This window comes from Hwanghaeella grinnelliae, from assembly GCF_004005845.1.
In the GTDB taxonomy this organism is placed as follows: Bacteria; Pseudomonadota; Alphaproteobacteria; order UBA8366; family Aestuariispiraceae; genus Hwanghaeella; species Hwanghaeella grinnelliae.
The window spans coordinates 552647-568902 of record NZ_SADE01000004.1 but is presented as its reverse complement, the minus strand read 5'-3'; the positions used below and the strand labels follow the sequence as shown (position 1 = coordinate 568902).

Here is a 16256-nt window from a genome sequence, read left to right as displayed (position 1 = left end):
ATTTAGCTGAATATCTTTAAAGCGGGCGTTGGGTGAAACCGGCGCCCGTTTTCTATTTAGCTAAATGACGCAGTTCGGTCTGGCGTGGTCCCTAGTAGAGCGATGTCATAGCCCCCGAGCGCGGCTGCCTTTTCCGCAAACGCTGCGCAGCGGGCGAAGACCAACAGTTTCTGAAAGGCGGATGCGAAGAAGTCGTTCTGAGCGATCAAGATGTCATAGCGCTCGGTCGCCACGGGCACGAAGGTCAGTTTGAAACGCTTCGCGACCGTCTCTATCCCGAAGGTCGCGTCCGCCGCCCCTTCCAGAACCGCCAGCGCGGCTTCCGTTTCCGTCCGGGCCGCTGTTTCGGACCAGTTCACCGCATCGATTCCGCCTTGCGCTGCCGCGTGGCGTTCCAACAACCCTTCGAGAAGAACCCGGCTGCCCGCCGTATCCTGGCGGCGCTGAACCCGCAATCCGGACCCAGCCAGCCCGGACAAGGGATCCCCGCCGCCCGGCGGCAGGCCTTCCCTCGGCCGGAACATCAGGCCCTGCCGGCGAACCGCCCAGGTGACCAAAACCAGGGAGAGGTCCTCCTCCCGCGCTTTGTCCAGCAAGTGAAAATTATGCGTCGTTCCGGTCGGGTCCGGCACGTGGATTCCGGCGAACAGAGCCTCCCCGCGCCGGAACCGGGCAAACCCGTCCAGCGACCCGTCGAACATCGGGCCGATGCCGCAGCCGGATTCCGCCAAGGCCCAGTCCAACAAGGGGTCATGGCTGCCCGCCGCCACCAAGGGCCTGTCCACATGGGACCGGGCACCCGCCGTCGATGTTCCGGACTTGATCCAATCGCGCACCAGCGCCTTGGGGAACAGCAGCTTGCCTGTCACTTTCGTATGCGGAATCTGGTTCTCAGACACCAGTTCGTAAATCTTCCGCTCCTTGACGCGCAGCAAGGCGGCCACCTCCGCCGTCGTCATCAGGGCATCGGCCCCTTCTTCAAAATCCGTCATTTACCCGATCCGCCCGCCGATCACCCCGCCAAACTCATGGCCGGTCGCTATCCGAATTGTCTTCTCCGAAACAAAGGCTATTTTCCACTTCACAACAAGAAGCCGGTTTCAGATATCGGGTACGGGGAGATTTTCCAATCGAATGACAGACAACCCGACAATGCCGGGCACGGGCCAGTTACCCGCCCTGCCCCCTATTTTCACACCGATGCTGTCCGGCCCGTCCGAGTCGCCGCTGGACGTCGCATTGGCGACAATTGCGCGCGGGGAAGATGCGACAGGCACCGTCGTGGTCGCCGACCGGGTGGATATCGCCGATGCCGCCTTCATCCTCGGCCCGGACCGCCCGTTGATGGATGCGCTGAAGGTCGTTCACGTGATGATGGTCGCTATCACCGACGCCTTGGGCGCCATCATCCCGCCGCAAATCGCGGTCACCTTCGGCTGGCCGGACAGGATCATGATCAACGGCGCGCTGGCCGGCGGCCTGAGGGTGACCTTGCCGGAAGGATTGGGTCCGGACTCCGCGAAAAGCGACCCCGTCCCCGACTGGATGATCCTGCGTGTCAGCTTGGACGTCTTGGGGGAGCCGACCGACGACATTCCCGGCAAACCGATTGAGCGCACATCGCTGATGCATGAAGGCTGCGTCGATATCGCACCGACCTTGATCGTCGAGAGCATCGCACGGCATTTCCTGAACTGGGTGTCGAAATGGGAAGCGGACGGCTTCGATCCCATTCGCAACGCCTGGGACGGTCGGGCCGACGGATATCAGGAGAAAATCGCGTTCAAACTGCCGGGCGGGTCGATCAAGGGCCGCCTGCTGGGCCTCGACGAACAGGGCGGCTTGATGGTCAGCCGCGACGGCAAGAAACGGCAAGCCCCCTTGCGTTGGCTTTTGCACGGCCCAAGTTGGGTGGCGGAATAGGTGATGACAATGAATGCTGATACCCACGCCGCGCCCGAACCCGCCGTGAAACTGCCGAAGACCATCCGGCTGGACGAATCCGACACCCATGCCTTCGAGCATCCGGCGCCTGCCGGTGAATGGGCGATCCCCGGCGGATTCGAATTCGTTGGCGCCGATCCGGAGGCGATGCCCGCGAAACAGCGCCTTGCCTTCGGGCAGGGTTTCCTGGGGCTGGGCAGTTTCGGGCGCTCGACCCTGGCCGTCGTCGCGTCGGTCACGGCGGCGGAACGCGCCCAGGCCGTGGCGCAATTAACTCAACATCTAGTCGACGCCTATGGCGCGCCTTCGGAAGAAGCTGCCCGCCAGGCCGCGGAACTGGAAATCGACTTCGCGGAGGAACTGTGCGAAGGCCATGCCGCCGGACGCCTGCTGATGGTGGAACGGGAAATCGAGGACGGCCAGATCATCGAGCGATTCCGTACCGCCGCCCGGCCGGACAAACTGGACCACACCAAGATCTGGACGCTGGTTCCGGACGACAATCACGATGATGAGGACAAAGCGTAAGCATGATGGATTTTTGGCGCACGAGCGGCTTCCACATATTGGAGCGCAATGCGGAGGGACGCCTTGCGGTGACCGACGAATACTGCCGCGCCTTCTGGCGCCGGCCGGAGGTCGCGCCCGTTGAGGAATCCTGCGATGCGGAACGCGCGCTGCATGCGGCAATGTTTGAAAACCCGACCGCCGAGCCGGACCCGGCCCGCCTGGATGCTTTCGCGGACAAGGACGCGGCGGACAATTTCCGCGTCCTAAGCGGTTTCCTGCGGGATTTGAAGACGGCGGGCACGCTGGAGGATTTTTACCTGGGCCTGTTCCGCAGCGGACGAGTCGCGATCCCGCCTTTGTTCATCGATCAGATGGCCCATGCCTTGACGCGTAACGTGCTGGACGGCGTGGCGAACCCGCTACAGGCCCGCGCCGGGGAACTGTTCTTCCGTTCCCAGCGCACGACCATCGAGGACGGCGCCATCATGCTGGCCGACGAAGACACGGTGGAAATGTATTCCCAGACCGGCGGATTCGGCGATCTGGGGCGCCTGCTGATGGAAGGCCAGGCGACCATGCGGGAAGTCACGCTGGACGTGCTGACGGAAGACAATGCGGATCTGTACTGGGACCGCTCGGACCGGTTCGACACGGTGCTGGACATCACCTTCCCGCGCCCGGGCCTGGACGCGCTGTGCCGCGCCATGGAGGTCTGGATCGGCCATTTCCTGGGCATGGAGACACGCATCCATCCGGTGCAATCGATCAGCGACGAGAAATGGCGCTGGCATATCGGCCTGGACAGCACCGCGACCGCTATTCTGAACACACTCTACCAAGGCGAGGATGTGAGCGAGGACCAGATGTCCCGGCTGCTCAGCCTGTTCCGGCTGGAAATCAAGGACCAGGCGCTGGTGCTGGACGATGTTGCCGGCAAGCCGGTCTACCTGGCCTTGGCCATGGACGAGACCGACCGGGTGCAGATGAAACCGCAGAACCTGTTGGTGAACCTGCCGCTGAAGCGGTCGGCCTGATTGCAATTGTCTTTACGGGAGGAAGCAGAATGAACGAAGAAGCCTTCAACATGTCGATCCGGAAATTCCTGAAGAAGGTCGGCGTGACCTCGCAACGGGAAATCGAAACCGCGGTGCGCGCCGCCGCCGATGCCGGAACGCTGGGCAGCGGCCCGCTGAAAGCCCAGGTCAGCCTGACGGTAGACGGCGTCGAACTCGACATCACCATCGACGGTGAGATCGAGATCGAGTGAGAGGTCGGACCGGTTCCACCGCCAAACAGGTACAACAACCATTGAAACAATTGTCCGCAGGCCAGCCCTTGCCGAGGGACAGCCTATCCCGATCCCGGCTGAAAAAGGACCGATCGTGTTTGTTGCCGTAACGTGGGCGAGATTGGGTACAAGACACGGCGCGCTGCCGCCTTCGACGGGCAAGATAGAGATCATGAGCACGGTCGTGAGCACCTTTGCCGAATGCTTGCGAAGGCAGCGAACCACTACCGACACCCAAAAGCGGGTCAGGATACCCCTCCCCCAATACCGTTGACTTAGTTTCAAATGAAACTAATGTGACTTTTGCTGGCCGGAAGAGCCAGATGATCAATGAACCGTTGGGAGGTTGAAATGGCTGTTGATGCCGAAACGGGGGCGAATTCTAAGCTGGTGATACCAGCGCTGGCGCCGCTTTACTCATCTTTGGATAAACTCGCCTGGCTCGCTCTGCGGGTCGCGACCGGTGCCTTGTTGATTCCGCATGGCGCGCAAAAATTGTTTGGTGCGTTCGGGGGTGGCGGGCTTGAGGGCACCGCCAATTTCTTCGGGTCCGTGGGCTATCCCGCGCCTGAATTGATGGCCCTTTTGGTCGGTATAATCGAATTTGTCGGGGGCATTTGTCTGGTTTTGGGACTGTTGACCCGGCCGGTATCCGTCGCGGTCGCAATATTCATGGCCGCCGCCGTCCAGTTCCATGCGGCAAACGGCTTCTTTTGGCCAGCAAAGGGATTTGAATACCCGCTTTTATGGGGAATAGCCGCCTTGTTCTTCGCTGTTAAAGGCGGCGGCGCCTTTTCCCTTGATCGAAAAATAGGCCGGGAAATCTAGACCTTTGCATATAGACCACCGGTTGGCGCGTTAGACCTGGAGGTTTCGGACTGAAGCTATGGGACTGGGGTTATCGAATTTCGGCATCAAGCCTGTCTTCGAGCCCCAGTTCTTTGCGTTTCTTCTTCGACAGCCCCAGTGCCACGATCCGATGGCTTTCGGTGAGGTATTGTTTCAAGCCGTCGTCGTCGAGGCCGGGTTCGGCGTAGTGTTGAATCCACTTCATGCCGCGTGACGCCAGATAGGGCGCGGGGCGGAGGCCCGGCTGTTCCTTCAGGATTTCGTAGGAGAGGTCGGAGGTTTTGAAGGTGATGCCCACCTCCCCGTCCTTCTTCCAGCCGCCGATGGCGAAGACCTTGCCGCCGACCTTCCAGACATGCGACCCGCCCCACTGGCAAACATAGGTGGTCGCCGGCAGGCTGCCGCAGAACGCGTTGTATTCGTCATAGGTCATAGCCGTATCCCCCAGTGATTGAAGAGTACGGCGTGCGCGATATCAGGCTCAAGCCTGCCCGCGATCACTCTTTCCTGATCACGCTTCCCGCACCAGCGGGACGGAAAGGTAGTGGCCGAATTCATCGCCCAGATTGCAGCTGACCCGGGCATGCACCGCGCCCTGGCGGTCTAGAAAGCGGAAGCTGGGCGCCGCGCTGAAGATGCCTTCATGCCAAATGTTCGGGTGGATATAGAGGCCCTTGCTTCCGTCGCACCACAGCGCGATGACGTCTTCCGGCTTCAGGTCGTCGCCGGGCATGGCAACCGGCACGACGAAGGGTTTGTTTTCCAGCGGATAGAACAATTGGCCGCCATCCGGGTGATAATTCATATGCCATAGCAAAACTTGGTCGCGCGGCACGGTTCTTGAGCTTTCCGATGCCTCCTGCGGGTCTCGGCTCCACCCCAACACGTAATATCCGTGGACGGCTTCATTCCGCCCGAACAGTACGTCGCCTTCCCATTCGCAGGTAAAGATACCTTCGACCGTGCCGCCCTCGTCCCCCGAATCCTCGTCGACGGGCCGCCACCCCTGGGCAGGCCAGCGGGTAATTTCGATATCGAACAGGCCTGGGTCGTCGACAAGCTTGCCGTACCCCGTGACCGTTTCATCCGTCGCCACGACCAGGGGCACTTGGATCGTCGGCAAAGACGGCTTGTCCGACGCTTTGAAGATGTACTGCGGAACGGTGTTCATCGGCTTCTATTCGTTTCTACTTTCGGTGACGGCCATGGTTGCTGGCCCCCGCCCGGTTCGATGATGTTACATGAAACAGATATGTCATTCGCGACCGGCATGCCAGATGCGCAAGTGCCGGATTTGTCGGCGTGAACACGAAAACAGTCCCCGCCGGACAGTCTACCGCGCCAATTTACCGCGTTTCACTGGCGCGCTTCCCTATGGCCTAACCGGGTAGAACTGATGTAAACCGGCATTCGATTGGCCTAAACGGTCGATATGGGGGATGGTCCGGTTTTCATGAGACGGCTTCGGCAAATTCGCGGTCTGGCAGTGGTGCCGGCAGTCATCTGGCTGCTGATCCAATTGGCCATGACCGGCGCGGTTGCCGCGCCGCCGACTTCCGACCCGGGTACCGATAACCTGGGTTGGAAAGCCCTTGGCCTGCAACAGGTCGCGATCTGCTCCCCGGATGGAACGACCACCCTGGATGCGGATGCGCCGCAGGGCGGTGGAAAATCCGCCCCATCCCATTGCGAATGGTGCCAGTCCTTCGGCTCGCTCACCGCCCCACCCTTGCCGGACATGGCCGCCACAGCGGTATGCCACGCGACCCAGTTCAAATATCGTCTGGCATCCCTTCGCACGGCTCCCAATAGCGGCATCCAAACCGGTTTCCTGAGCCGCGCCCCTCCCGCTTGAACAGCACTGCCCTGAAATAGCTGTCCGCCCATCCCTTTGGCGGACCCAATATGCTTGTTCAAAAAGGACTTATTTATGTCGTACAAACTTGTGCACGGCATCGCCGCGGCGGCGATCGCCATAACCATGCTTGTCACCACCAAGGCCCAAGCCGAGACCGTAACCGACGTTTTGGGACGGGAGGTCGAGGTGCCCGACCGTGTCGAACGCGTGTTGTTGGGCTTTTATTTCGAGGACTTTCTGGCCATCGTCGGCCCGGATGCGTATGAGCGGGTCGTCGCCATTTCCAAGGATACCTGGGAAGGCTGGCGGAACCTGCAATGGAAAGCCTATTCCAAGACCATACCCCGCATTCTGGAACTGACCGATATCGGGGAGTTCGAGGCGGGCACTTTCTCCATCGAGACTGCCGTCGCCACCAAGCCGGATGTCGCCATTCTGGCCGCCTGGCAGTTCAAAATGATGGGCGATGCCGCGTCAAAGTTCGAGGCCGCCGGCATTCCTGTCGTCGTCGTCGATTACAACGCCCAGACGGTCGAGAAACACGTCTCTTCCACGCATATCATCGGCAAGGTGATGGATAGCGAAGCGCGCGCCACGCAACTGGCCGAGGAGTATGAGGCGGCGGTTGCCGATGTTCGCGCCCGCGTCGCATCTTCCAAGGAACCCATCAAGCGGGTCTATGTCGAAATCGGGAACAAGGATCCCGATACCATGGGTAACAGCTATGGGGAAAAGATGTGGGGCGGCGTCATCGCCATGGCCGGGGGCGACAATATCGCGCTGGGCCAGGTCTCCAATTGGGGGCCACTCAGCCCGGAATACGTCCTGGGCAAGAACCCGCAGGTGATCTTCTTTGGCGGATCCGGTTGGGCGGGCCGCGACCGCGCGATCGTCATGGGACCCGGCGTCGACGCGTCATTCACCTATGAAAGGATGCGCCCGTTCACCCAGCGTGTCGGCTGGTCCGGCCTGGCCGCAGTAGAGACCGGCGATGTCTATGCCCTTTACCACGGCGGCGCCCGGACGCTCTACGACTACGCCTTCCTGCAGTATGTCGCCAAGGTTTTGCATCCGGACGCCTTCGCGGATGTGGACCCGCAGGAAACGTTGAAGCGCTTCTTCGCGACCTATCTGCCGATCCCGGCGGACGGCACTTACATGACGCAGCTTCCACGATGAGCACGGCAACAGAACGGGGCGCCCTTGACCGGGCGTCCCATTCTTCAACAGTCGGGCCGTCACCGTCCGGAAGCTATGGCCGGCTTATCGCCCGTCGTATGGGTATCCTGGCCGTCGCGCTTGGCGCGTTGGCGGTCTTGTCCCTGGCGGACATCCTGATCGGCCCCGCCTTTCTGGGGGTGGGCGAAGTTCTGAATACCATTTTCGCCCCGCAAACGGCGGACAAGACGACACAAGCCATCGTTTACGCCATTCGCCTGCCGATGACTTGCATGGCCATCCTTGTTGGCGCGGGATTGGGGATCGCGGGTACCCATATGCAGACGATCCTGGGCAATCCCCTGGCCAGTCCCTTCACCCTGGGATTTTCGGCGGCCGCGGGTTTCGGGGCGGCGGCGGTTATTCTGCTGGGCGTCAGCCTGCCGATGCTACCGCACCTGACCATTCCGGTAGCGGCCTTCGTGATGGCCGCCTTGGCCGCTGTCACGGTGTTCGGGTTTTCCCGCATCCGCGGGATGAGCGCGGAAGTCATGGTTCTGGCCGGGATCGCGACGATGTTCCTATTTCAGTCGCTGCAATCGATGGTGCAGTACCTCGCCTCCCCCGAAGTGTTGCAGCAGATCGTCTTCTGGCTGTTCGGGTCCCTGTTGAAGGCGAATTGGTCGAATGTCGGCATCACCGCCGTGATCGTTCTGTTTGGCGCCGTCGCGCTGGTGCCCGATTTCTGGCGTCTGACCGCGCTGCGTCTGGGGGATGACCGTGCTTCCGCCATAGGGGTCGATGTCCGCCACCTGCGCATGCGGGTCTTCGCGGTGGTTGCCCTGCTGACCGCCGGTGCCGTTTCTTTCGTTGGCACGATCGGTTTCGTGGGCCTGGTCGCGCCGCATATTGCGCGCATGCTGGTCGGGGAGGATCAACGCATTCTGGTTCCAATGGCAGCGGCGATGGGCGCGATCATCATGGTCGGATCTTCCATCGTTTCCAAAATCCTGTCTCCCGGCACCGTCGTTCCCATCGGTATCGTAACGGCGGTGATCGGCGTGCCTTTCCTGTATTTCCTGATCCTGGACCGCCGACGGAGGTTATGGTGACACTCAATATACAATCCCTAACGGCAGGATACGGCCCAACCACGATCATCGCCGGCGCGTCGGCCTGCGCGAGGCCCGGCGGATTGACCGTGCTGATCGGTCCGAACGGTACCGGCAAGTCGACCTTCTTGAAGGCCATCGCCGGATTGATCCCGGCAACCGGCAGCATTGCCCTTTGCGGACTGGAAATCCCGCAACGCCAGCGCAGCAAGACCGTTTCCTACATGCCGCAGGATGTCGGGGGGGCTTCCTCCCTGACGGTGCTGGAGGTCGTTCTGCTCGGCAGGCTGCGTTCGCTCGGTCTTTCCGTACCGGCCCATCTTCCTACCGAGGCCCTGGCGCTGCTGAACCGCTTCGGTATCGGGCATCTTGAAAGCCGATCACTGGACGCCTTGAGCGGCGGTCAGAAGCAATTGGTCTTCTTGGCACAGGCCCTGTTCCGCGACCCCGACGTCCTGCTGCTGGACGAACCGACGGCGGCCCTGGACCTGCGGCATCAGTTGGTCGTCTTGAACGCCGTTCGCGACCATGCGCGTGAACGGGGCGTGGTCGCCATCGCCGCCATGCACGACCTGTCCCTGGCGGCGCAATTCGCGCAGGAAATCATCTGCCTGTCTGGGGGAACGGTCGTGGCCAGCGGCCCGGCGGGCGATGTCCTGACGGAGGAGAGGCTGCGCGATGTCTACGGTGTCGAGGCTTCCGTCGCGCGAACGCACGCCGGGTTCCTGAGCATTACGCCGCTAAGGCCCTGCGCCTAACGGCCTAGTTTTTACCGTTTTCTTCCTCGCGCTCGCGGAGATAGTCCTCCGTCGTGCGCGGCGTCGGGCGCTCACCCAGTTTCATCGGCCCACCGGGTTCGTTGAACTGGGCCTGCACGCGGCAATCCTCGCACATTTTCAGCTTTTCGGCGGCCGCCCCTTGGAACATCCAGTGCTTCTCGGCCAAGGTTTTCACCATCTTCTCGATCGTGCTCTTGGACGCGAATGGCTTGCCGCAGGAAACGCATTCGAACGGTTCTTCCTCATACACCACGTGCCGCTCGACCGCGTTCGCGGCGAAATTGAACCGCGGCTCAAGGGTGATGACCTTCTCGGGACAGGTGCTTTTGCACAACCCGCACTGAATACAGGCGGATTCCTGGAACCCGAGTTGGGGCTTGTCGGGGTTGTCCGTCAGCGCGCCGGTGGGACAGGAACTGACGCAGGAAAGGCACAGCGTGCAGCCGTCGGTATCGACACGAACCGCGCCGAACGGGGCGCCCGCCGGCAGCCGGATATTGTCGACCGGCGCTGGCGCATGGGCATGCAGATGCGTCGAGGCGGAACGGATATTGGTGCGCTTTTGTGCCTGTGGGTTGAAGGATGCTGCGGCCCGATCCGACGCTACGGCAGGCATGGCATATAATAGGTCTTCGACCGGTTGGGGGTCGTCCTCCAGAACAAGCGACACCAATCCACTGTCATAGCCAAGGCCGGTCGCGACCGCTTCCGCCATGGCGACCTGCCCCGCAAGCCCGTCGATTTCAGACCGCTTTGCGGTCGGTCCCATGATGACGATGCCGTCGGCGCCATAGGCCAAGGCGGGAAGCAGGAAATCGAGTCCGACCTGCGTGATTTCGTTAACTTCGAAAGGCAAAACATCGGCCGGCAAACCGCGCCCGTAGCGCGCCATCGCTTCGATCGCCGCTGGCCCGTGCCGAGGATCGTGAACCAGCAGAACCGCGCCCTTGCCGCCCGCCTGCGCGTAGCTGGACAACAGGGTCCGCACACGCCGCAACAGGGCTTCCGTCGAGGGAGCCGCATAACCTGCCGCGCCGGTCGGGCAGACGCTGTTACACGCGCCGCAGCCGCCGCACAGATAGGGATCGATGGTGACATGGTCGCCGTCCGGCTTGATGGCAGAGGCCGGGCAGACATCGAGGCAGCGGGTGCATCCCGTAACCCGGCTACGCGAATGGGCGCATAGGGCATCCTGGAAATCCACATATCTCGGCTTTTCGAACTCGCCCACCATATCGGCGATGTCGAACAACACCTTGTACAGCCCGGGTCGGTCTTCCGGGTCCAGCTTGAAATAGCCGTCGCGGCGTTCATGGGACGGGAAAAGCGGCGCGCCGCCCGACAAGTCGACGATCAGGTCACACCTTGCCGCGGCCCCGTCCCGCTTGATGTCGAACTGCAGCCCATCCTTCGAGGAGGGCCTGACAGGCGCGTAGCCGTTCACGTGGATTTCGAAATCACCCAGGTGACCGGTCGCCCCGGCGATCCGCCCCGCCGCGATCATCAGATCCATCGCGCCCAGAGGCATGAGGTCGCCGGCATCGGTGAGCAAGAGGGAGACGTTCAACCGGTCCTTCAGCAGCGATGCCGCTTCAAGCGCGACATCGCCCGCCCCGTAAATCAGGCACACGCCAGCAGATGCCATGTCGATTGTCGGGACATCCGGCATTCGAACCTCGGCCGCTGTCAGCAGGGCGCGCATTTTGGGCGCAGACTTACTTCCTTGTTCGGACCAACCCGCCTGTTCGCGGATATTCACGAAAGACGGCTGGAGATCTATATCCGCCTCCCCCAGCGCTTCGTGAAAGGTTTGCTGTTCCTGAGTGCACGCGACCATCAGCCCTGATGCAGTCCGGGCCTGGTCAATGAATTGACTGAGTTCTCCCCGGCACAATTGCGTAAAACCGGCTTTGGCGCAGCCTTCGGCGAACCCGCCTTCCAGCGCCTTGCGGTCCAGGGTCATCGTTCCTTCGCAATCGCAGATCAGAACCTTCTCTTGCCGCTCAGGCGCGCCGCCCGCATCCGTCATACTTCCACCCATAATAAGATTAGTTTGCGCCGACCCCGGAAAGAACCCGTCGGCAACGGTTGCACATTCAAAGCGCTTTATAGGCGCGCCAACTTACAAAACCATGCACACCCCGGTCGATGGTGATCGCCCGCCCCGGCTTGCTCTTTGGATTGAGTTGCACGGCTTTGTACTGCGCGGCGTTCGGGTGGGTGAAAGCCAGTTCCACCGCATCTGTTTCAGAACGCGCAGCGACGATCATCACCACCGAAGGATCCCCGTTGGGATCCGGATAGCAATCCAACGCATAGACATGCATTTGATCCGTCATATCCCCTCCCAAAGGTCGCGTACCGCCCTCGGCGCCGGACCTTGCCACTGTTCATCTTGTTCTTGTGATACCAATTTAGGCCTAATCAAAACAATGGCAATAATACGCGAACGCACCCAACCGGGCGGTGGAACGCCGGTGCTGGACCGGGACAAAAAAAGAGAGTTGAATCAGGACGGGTCAGGCCTTTGCTTCGGCCAACCGCTTATAAAGGTATGACCGGGAAATCCCCAACTGGGCCGCGGCCTTCTTCTTGTTTCCGCCGCACCGTTCCAAAGCATCGTAGATCAAATCCATGCCAAGCGCTTCGGTCGCCGCATGCAACCCGCTTCCCGTCGGGGCGACGGCCGCATCAACCGACCGAACCCGTCCGCGCCGCGGAACGAAATCCGCCATGCGCAGGGTCTCGCCGTCCCCGACGGCGAAGGCCCGCTCGACCGCCTGGCGAAGCTCCAGGTCGTTGCCGGGCCAGCCCTGTCCTTTCAAAAAAGGCACGACGTCATCCGCAATAGCGGGCACGGCATGGTGATGGCGCATGGCCACCGCCTTCAGAATATCCGACAGCAAATCCGGCAGGTCGTCCAAACGTCCTCGCAACGGTGCCACGTCTATGACAATCGGGCTGATGCGGTCCAGGAAGGCCGGCAACATCGCGCCGGATTCCACAAGTCCATGCAGGTTTCTGGAACTGGCCGCAATGAGTCTGACATCGGCCTTTCGACCTTGCGCCGCGCCGATCCGCATTACCTCCCGCCGTTGAAGCGCGTCCAACAATGCCTGCTGGTGCGACAGGGAAAGGGTCGAAACCCCTTCGATAAAAAGCGTCCCGTCATTTGCCCGTTCGACCGCGCCTTTGGCCGCCTTCTTGTCGGCCCCGGGAATGGCACCCAGTTCACAGCCGAACAATTCAATTTCCAACATAGAGGATGGCAAGGCCGCTGCATTGACGATCACGAAAGGTCCTTCCCGGCGCGGCCCGGTCCGGTGAATTGCATAGGCGATCTGGGCTGTGTCCGTGCCTGCTTCACCGCGGATCAGAACGGGATTGCCCAAAGGGGCGGCCTTCGCCGCATCCATCCTTACTCGTCGGGCATTGTCCGACCCGCCGATAATGGCTTCTTCACCCGCGATATCGACCTGACCGGTGCCTGACAGCCGACGAAAGAAGGCCACATCGCGCTCAAGCTCATTGATCCTCCGTGTCAGCCCTTCGATTTCATCGGGGGCTTCCAGGGCGATCCTGCCAATCGCCCCGACGACTTTGCCGTCCTGCGAAACCGGTATCCGCACGATCGGCCTGCTGACGCCGTCAATATTTTGGACATCGCCCCGTTCCGCCTTACCGGTACCCAGAACGCGGTCCAATTGGGTATTTCCGATGACATCCCGCGCGCTGCCGCCCAATCCGCCCTGCAGATCGGTCCCGAAAAAAGTCTCATGACGGGGCGACAAGTAGGAGAGGCGCCCTTCCCGGTCGATCACGGTCATTGCGCAGTCGGGGTCGTCGATTAGATCGGTCAGAGCATCAAAGGCAAAATCGACGGTCGCAAGGAATGTCGTGAGCGCATCGCCGACACCGGTATTGAAGAGCAATAGCTCACCCGCGTCCGTGGGAATGCAAAATATCGTGTAGCTTTTTCCGTCGAGAGACAAAGTTGCTATCCGGCGCCGCTTTATCTCGGCGAGCCATTTGCGCTCCAGGACCATGGCCCCCAGTCGGGGATCCGATAACGGCCCGAAGACCGCCACATGCCCGCTCTTCGCCAGCAATATGGCCCCAATGGTTCGCCCTGATCTCATGACATCCGTCACCTATTCCAACCACAATCAAAACAGCAAGAAGGAACACCCCTTGCATCTTAGGCATCCGCCGGGTCGACTGTCCACGACAACGACAATTACAGGCAAGTGTCCACGCTCTACTCATAGCGCCACGTGCTTTTCCGGACTCGTTTGCGCGGGCCCGATTCACGAAATCAGGTCGCCCGAACCAACCGAAATTCGCGGCCGGACCGCAGTTTAGGCCGCACCGTAAAATGCGGTAGCATAATCCCAGAATCACTCTTTAGATTGACACTCGCCTACATGTGGTCACTGGTTCGTCCCATGGATTTTCACTTTAAATTCAAAGTGGAGGCTTTAACGAATGCTTAAGTTTTGTCTAAATCTTTGTGCAATTGTTAACGGTAGCGCGTATCCTCTTGAGATTGTGTCTGCTAGTTAACAATGACACGTATGAAAAATGTATTTACTGGACCCAAGCATGGTACACATACTGTGTTTGTATGACTCGAGCGCTCACACGGCGCCCCCTAATGAGAACACAATTGCGGTCGGCCCAAGGGTACGCCCGGGAGGGGATAAAATGGAACGAGGTTGGACGCGCCCTGCCGCAGCACATTCTGTGTTTGTGGCTGGTAGAGTATGCAAACACGGCAACAGTTGAGAGAACACGGTGGCATCACATAAAAATTCTCTCCTCGTTGTCGAAGACGAAGAAGCTACCCGCGCCCTCATTACGACCTATTTTAGGAATGAGGGATTTATGGTGACGGCTTGCGAGGACGGCATGTCGGCAAGACTGGAAATCAGTTCTCGTGAATTCGACGTGGTTTTGATGGACGTAAACTTACCGGACGACGATGGGTTCGAAGTATTGCGCGAAGTTCGCGCAAACTACCCCGCTACGCCGGTTATCATGGTCACGTCGCGGTCGACCGAAATCGACACAGTCCTGGGGTTGGAACTGGGCGCGGACGACTATGTCGCCAAGCCCTTTAGCCTGCCGGAACTGCGAGCCCGTGTCCGGACTGTCTTGCGCCGCGCGACGGAAAAGCAAAGTGGAAACGACAGCGCAGGCCCCGTCAGACTGGGCAAGTGGCTTGTCGATCTGACCCGGCGTGAAATCACCGAAGACGATGGTAACATGGTCCGCGTAACGCGCGGTGAGTTCGACCTTTTGAGTGCGCTGTTGAAGTATCGCGGCGCGCCGGTCAGTCGCGACTTTCTGTTGGACGTGGTCAGCGCGAACAGCGCCGATACGTCGGACCGCACGGTCGACACGCTCATCAGCCGTATTCGCGCAAAACTGCGGGAGCATCATAACGACACTCTGATCATCGAAACGGTTCGCGGCATCGGCTATCGCCTAATCGATGTGACGCGAAACCAGGATAAGGGTGCCTAACAGATGATTTACAGGCGTGGCATAGGCGATCGGCGGTTCTTCGACCGTTCCATCGTGCGACCGTGCCTGGGAATAGGGGTCGGTCGATGATGCCGATCCAGGACCGTCTTCAGGAAATGCAAAAGCTTGCCATGGCGAAGACACCGGCTGCACGCGGCCAGTTGGGCGAGCATTTGACCGGACTTCTTCAAAGTCAGGACGCCCCTCCGACCGAAATGGAATGGGAATTGATTTCCCAAATCTACGAACTGATCGTTCGGGATGTGGAAACGGTGGTGCGTTCCAAATTCGCCGAGGAATTGGCGCGCCGACTGGATGCACCCCATCAGTTGATCGTCGTCCTAGGTAATGACGAGATTGAGATTGCCCGCCCCATTCTGACACGCAGCGCCGTTCTGCTCGATGAAGATCTGATCGACATCGTCACGAACCGGACGACCGATCATCGCAGCGCCATCGCCATCAGGGCGCGGCTTTCGGAAATGGTTTCAGCAGCCATCGTCGATACGGGCGATGTGAAGGCGCTGACCACCCTGCTACGCAACCACACAGCCGACGTTTCAGAGAAATCCTTCCTGAAGATCGCCGACCTTTGCGCGTCGACGACGGACCTGCACGAGCCCCTCGTCAATCGCCAGGACACACCGTGGCCGGCGATCGAAAAAGTGGTTTCGCTGGTTTCCGAGGCGCTGCTCGTGTCGATTTCGGCAAAATGGTCGATGTCGATAGACGATCTTACAGAGATTGCGGACAGGGCCCGCGATGCGTCGCTGCAGGAAATGTCGCAGCGGCGGCGCGCCCACAAACCGCCGGCCCCGCCACCCGATACGGAAAGTTCGGACGGTCCTTCGGGACGCCTGGAACAACAAATCATAAATGCCCTGCGGAACGGCGACGTCACGACGGCCCAGCGTTTGGTGGAACATTGGTCGCAGCTTCCAGGCGCCGCGGTGCGGACGATTTTGCTGGAAGACGACCCGACACTGCTGGCCACCTTGTACAAGGCCAAGGGTGCGGATCCCCTTACCTTCTCTCGCACGGTGGCGGTACTGAAGGGCGAGAATTTCGAATTGGACCGCAACAAGTTCAAGGAAGTTCTATCGCTATATCGCGACCTGGATTCACGCCAGGCGATGCGGACCGTTATGCATTGGCGGAAATCGCCACGGGCATTGACCCAGCAGGTAAAGCGCGCTGCGGCAGCGTCGAGCCAAGCGTCTTAATCTTAAAGA

General features: G+C 60.4%; 17 protein-coding genes. 11 read left to right on the top strand and 6 right to left on the bottom strand.

The genetic code is table 11. The features are described 5' to 3' along the window. Positions 1-56: 56 nt before the first annotated feature. Positions 57-992 (bottom strand): helix-turn-helix transcriptional regulator, encoded by a 936-nt coding sequence (locus EOI86_RS23440; RefSeq protein WP_205032303.1) that lies wholly within the window; start codon positions 990-992, stop codon positions 57-59. 142 nt (positions 993-1134) lie between these two features. Here EOI86_RS23440 and EOI86_RS23435 point away from each other — a divergent pair, with 142 nt between their 5' ends. The 5 genes from EOI86_RS23435 to EOI86_RS23415 all read left to right on the top strand — a co-directional run bounded on the left by EOI86_RS23435 (position 1135) and on the right by EOI86_RS23415 (position 4570). Beyond that, entirely contained in the window at positions 1135-1923 is a 789-nt protein-coding gene (locus tag EOI86_RS23435) for a biotin/lipoate--protein ligase family protein (protein ID WP_127768104.1), read from the top strand. Between the two features lie 9 nt (positions 1924-1932). Then, complete coding sequence (locus EOI86_RS23430) at positions 1933-2472, top strand: DUF6505 family protein (RefSeq protein WP_127768103.1); 540 nt, start codon at positions 1933-1935, stop codon at positions 2470-2472. Between the two features lie 2 nt (positions 2473-2474). Next, complete coding sequence (locus EOI86_RS23425; protein ID WP_127768102.1) at positions 2475-3488, top strand: DUF6352 family protein; 1014 nt, start codon at positions 2475-2477, stop codon at positions 3486-3488. Positions 3489-3517: 29 nt separating this feature from the next. Continuing rightward, positions 3518-3721 (top strand): DUF6494 family protein, encoded by a 204-nt coding sequence (locus EOI86_RS23420; protein WP_127768101.1) that lies wholly within the window; start codon positions 3518-3520, stop codon positions 3719-3721. A gap of 372 nt (positions 3722-4093) precedes the next feature. After that, positions 4094-4570 (top strand): DoxX family protein, encoded by a 477-nt coding sequence (locus EOI86_RS23415; protein ID WP_127768100.1) that lies wholly within the window; start codon positions 4094-4096, stop codon positions 4568-4570. 70 nt (positions 4571-4640) lie between these two features. Here EOI86_RS23415 and EOI86_RS23410 read toward each other — a convergent pair whose 3' ends face one another. Both EOI86_RS23410 and EOI86_RS23405 read right to left on the bottom strand, forming a co-directional pair. After that, on the bottom strand, positions 4641-5024 hold the full coding sequence (locus EOI86_RS23410; protein WP_127768099.1) for an MmcQ/YjbR family DNA-binding protein: 384 nt from the start codon (positions 5022-5024) through the stop codon (positions 4641-4643). A gap of 78 nt (positions 5025-5102) precedes the next feature. Beyond that, positions 5103-5762: an ureidoglycolate lyase gene (locus EOI86_RS23405; protein WP_127768098.1), complete on the bottom strand. Its 660-nt coding sequence runs from the start codon at positions 5760-5762 to the stop codon at positions 5103-5105. Between the two features lie 282 nt (positions 5763-6044). Here EOI86_RS23405 and EOI86_RS23400 point away from each other — a divergent pair, with 282 nt between their 5' ends. From EOI86_RS23400 to EOI86_RS23385, 4 genes are all read left to right on the top strand, one after another. Next, on the top strand, positions 6045-6446 hold the full coding sequence (locus tag EOI86_RS23400) for a DUF2946 family protein (protein ID WP_161973986.1): 402 nt from the start codon (positions 6045-6047) through the stop codon (positions 6444-6446). 75 nt (positions 6447-6521) lie between these two features. Continuing rightward, positions 6522-7628: an ABC transporter substrate-binding protein gene (locus EOI86_RS23395; protein ID WP_127768096.1), complete on the top strand. Its 1107-nt coding sequence runs from the start codon at positions 6522-6524 to the stop codon at positions 7626-7628. Beyond that, a complete protein-coding gene (locus tag EOI86_RS23390) occupies positions 7625-8719 on the top strand; it encodes a FecCD family ABC transporter permease (protein WP_127768095.1) in 1095 nt (364 codons plus the stop codon). Before EOI86_RS23395 ends, EOI86_RS23390 begins: the two co-directional genes overlap by 4 nt. Continuing rightward, positions 8713-9477, top strand: a complete 765-nt coding sequence (locus EOI86_RS23385; RefSeq protein ID WP_127768094.1) for an ABC transporter ATP-binding protein — start codon at positions 8713-8715, stop codon at positions 9475-9477. Before EOI86_RS23390 ends, EOI86_RS23385 begins: the two co-directional genes overlap by 7 nt. A gap of 4 nt (positions 9478-9481) precedes the next feature. Here the strand turns inward: EOI86_RS23385 and EOI86_RS23380 are convergent, their stop codons facing one another. The 3 genes from EOI86_RS23380 to EOI86_RS23370 form a co-directional block, all read right to left on the bottom strand. Beyond that, complete coding sequence (locus EOI86_RS23380; RefSeq protein WP_127768093.1) at positions 9482-11527, bottom strand: 4Fe-4S dicluster domain-containing protein; 2046 nt, start codon at positions 11525-11527, stop codon at positions 9482-9484. 67 nt (positions 11528-11594) lie between these two features. Continuing rightward, the gene (locus EOI86_RS23375; protein ID WP_127768092.1) at positions 11595-11837 is read right to left on the bottom strand and encodes a hypothetical protein; all 243 of its coding nucleotides are present in this window, start codon (positions 11835-11837) and stop codon (positions 11595-11597) included. A gap of 180 nt (positions 11838-12017) precedes the next feature. Further along, positions 12018-13637 carry a sigma 54-interacting transcriptional regulator gene (locus tag EOI86_RS23370; protein WP_127768091.1) on the bottom strand — a complete coding sequence of 540 codons (1620 nt, stop codon included), beginning with the start codon at positions 13635-13637 and terminating at the stop codon, positions 12018-12020. A gap of 655 nt (positions 13638-14292) precedes the next feature. Between EOI86_RS23370 and EOI86_RS23365 the strand changes: the two genes are divergently transcribed. Then, positions 14293-15024, top strand: coding sequence for a response regulator transcription factor (locus EOI86_RS23365; RefSeq protein ID WP_127768090.1), 732 nt, complete (start codon positions 14293-14295; stop codon positions 15022-15024). An 86-nt stretch (positions 15025-15110) separates the two neighbouring features. Further along, positions 15111-16247 (top strand): DUF2336 domain-containing protein, encoded by a 1137-nt coding sequence (locus tag EOI86_RS23360; protein WP_127768089.1) that lies wholly within the window; start codon positions 15111-15113, stop codon positions 16245-16247. The last annotated feature ends 9 nt before the right edge of the window (positions 16248-16256 follow it).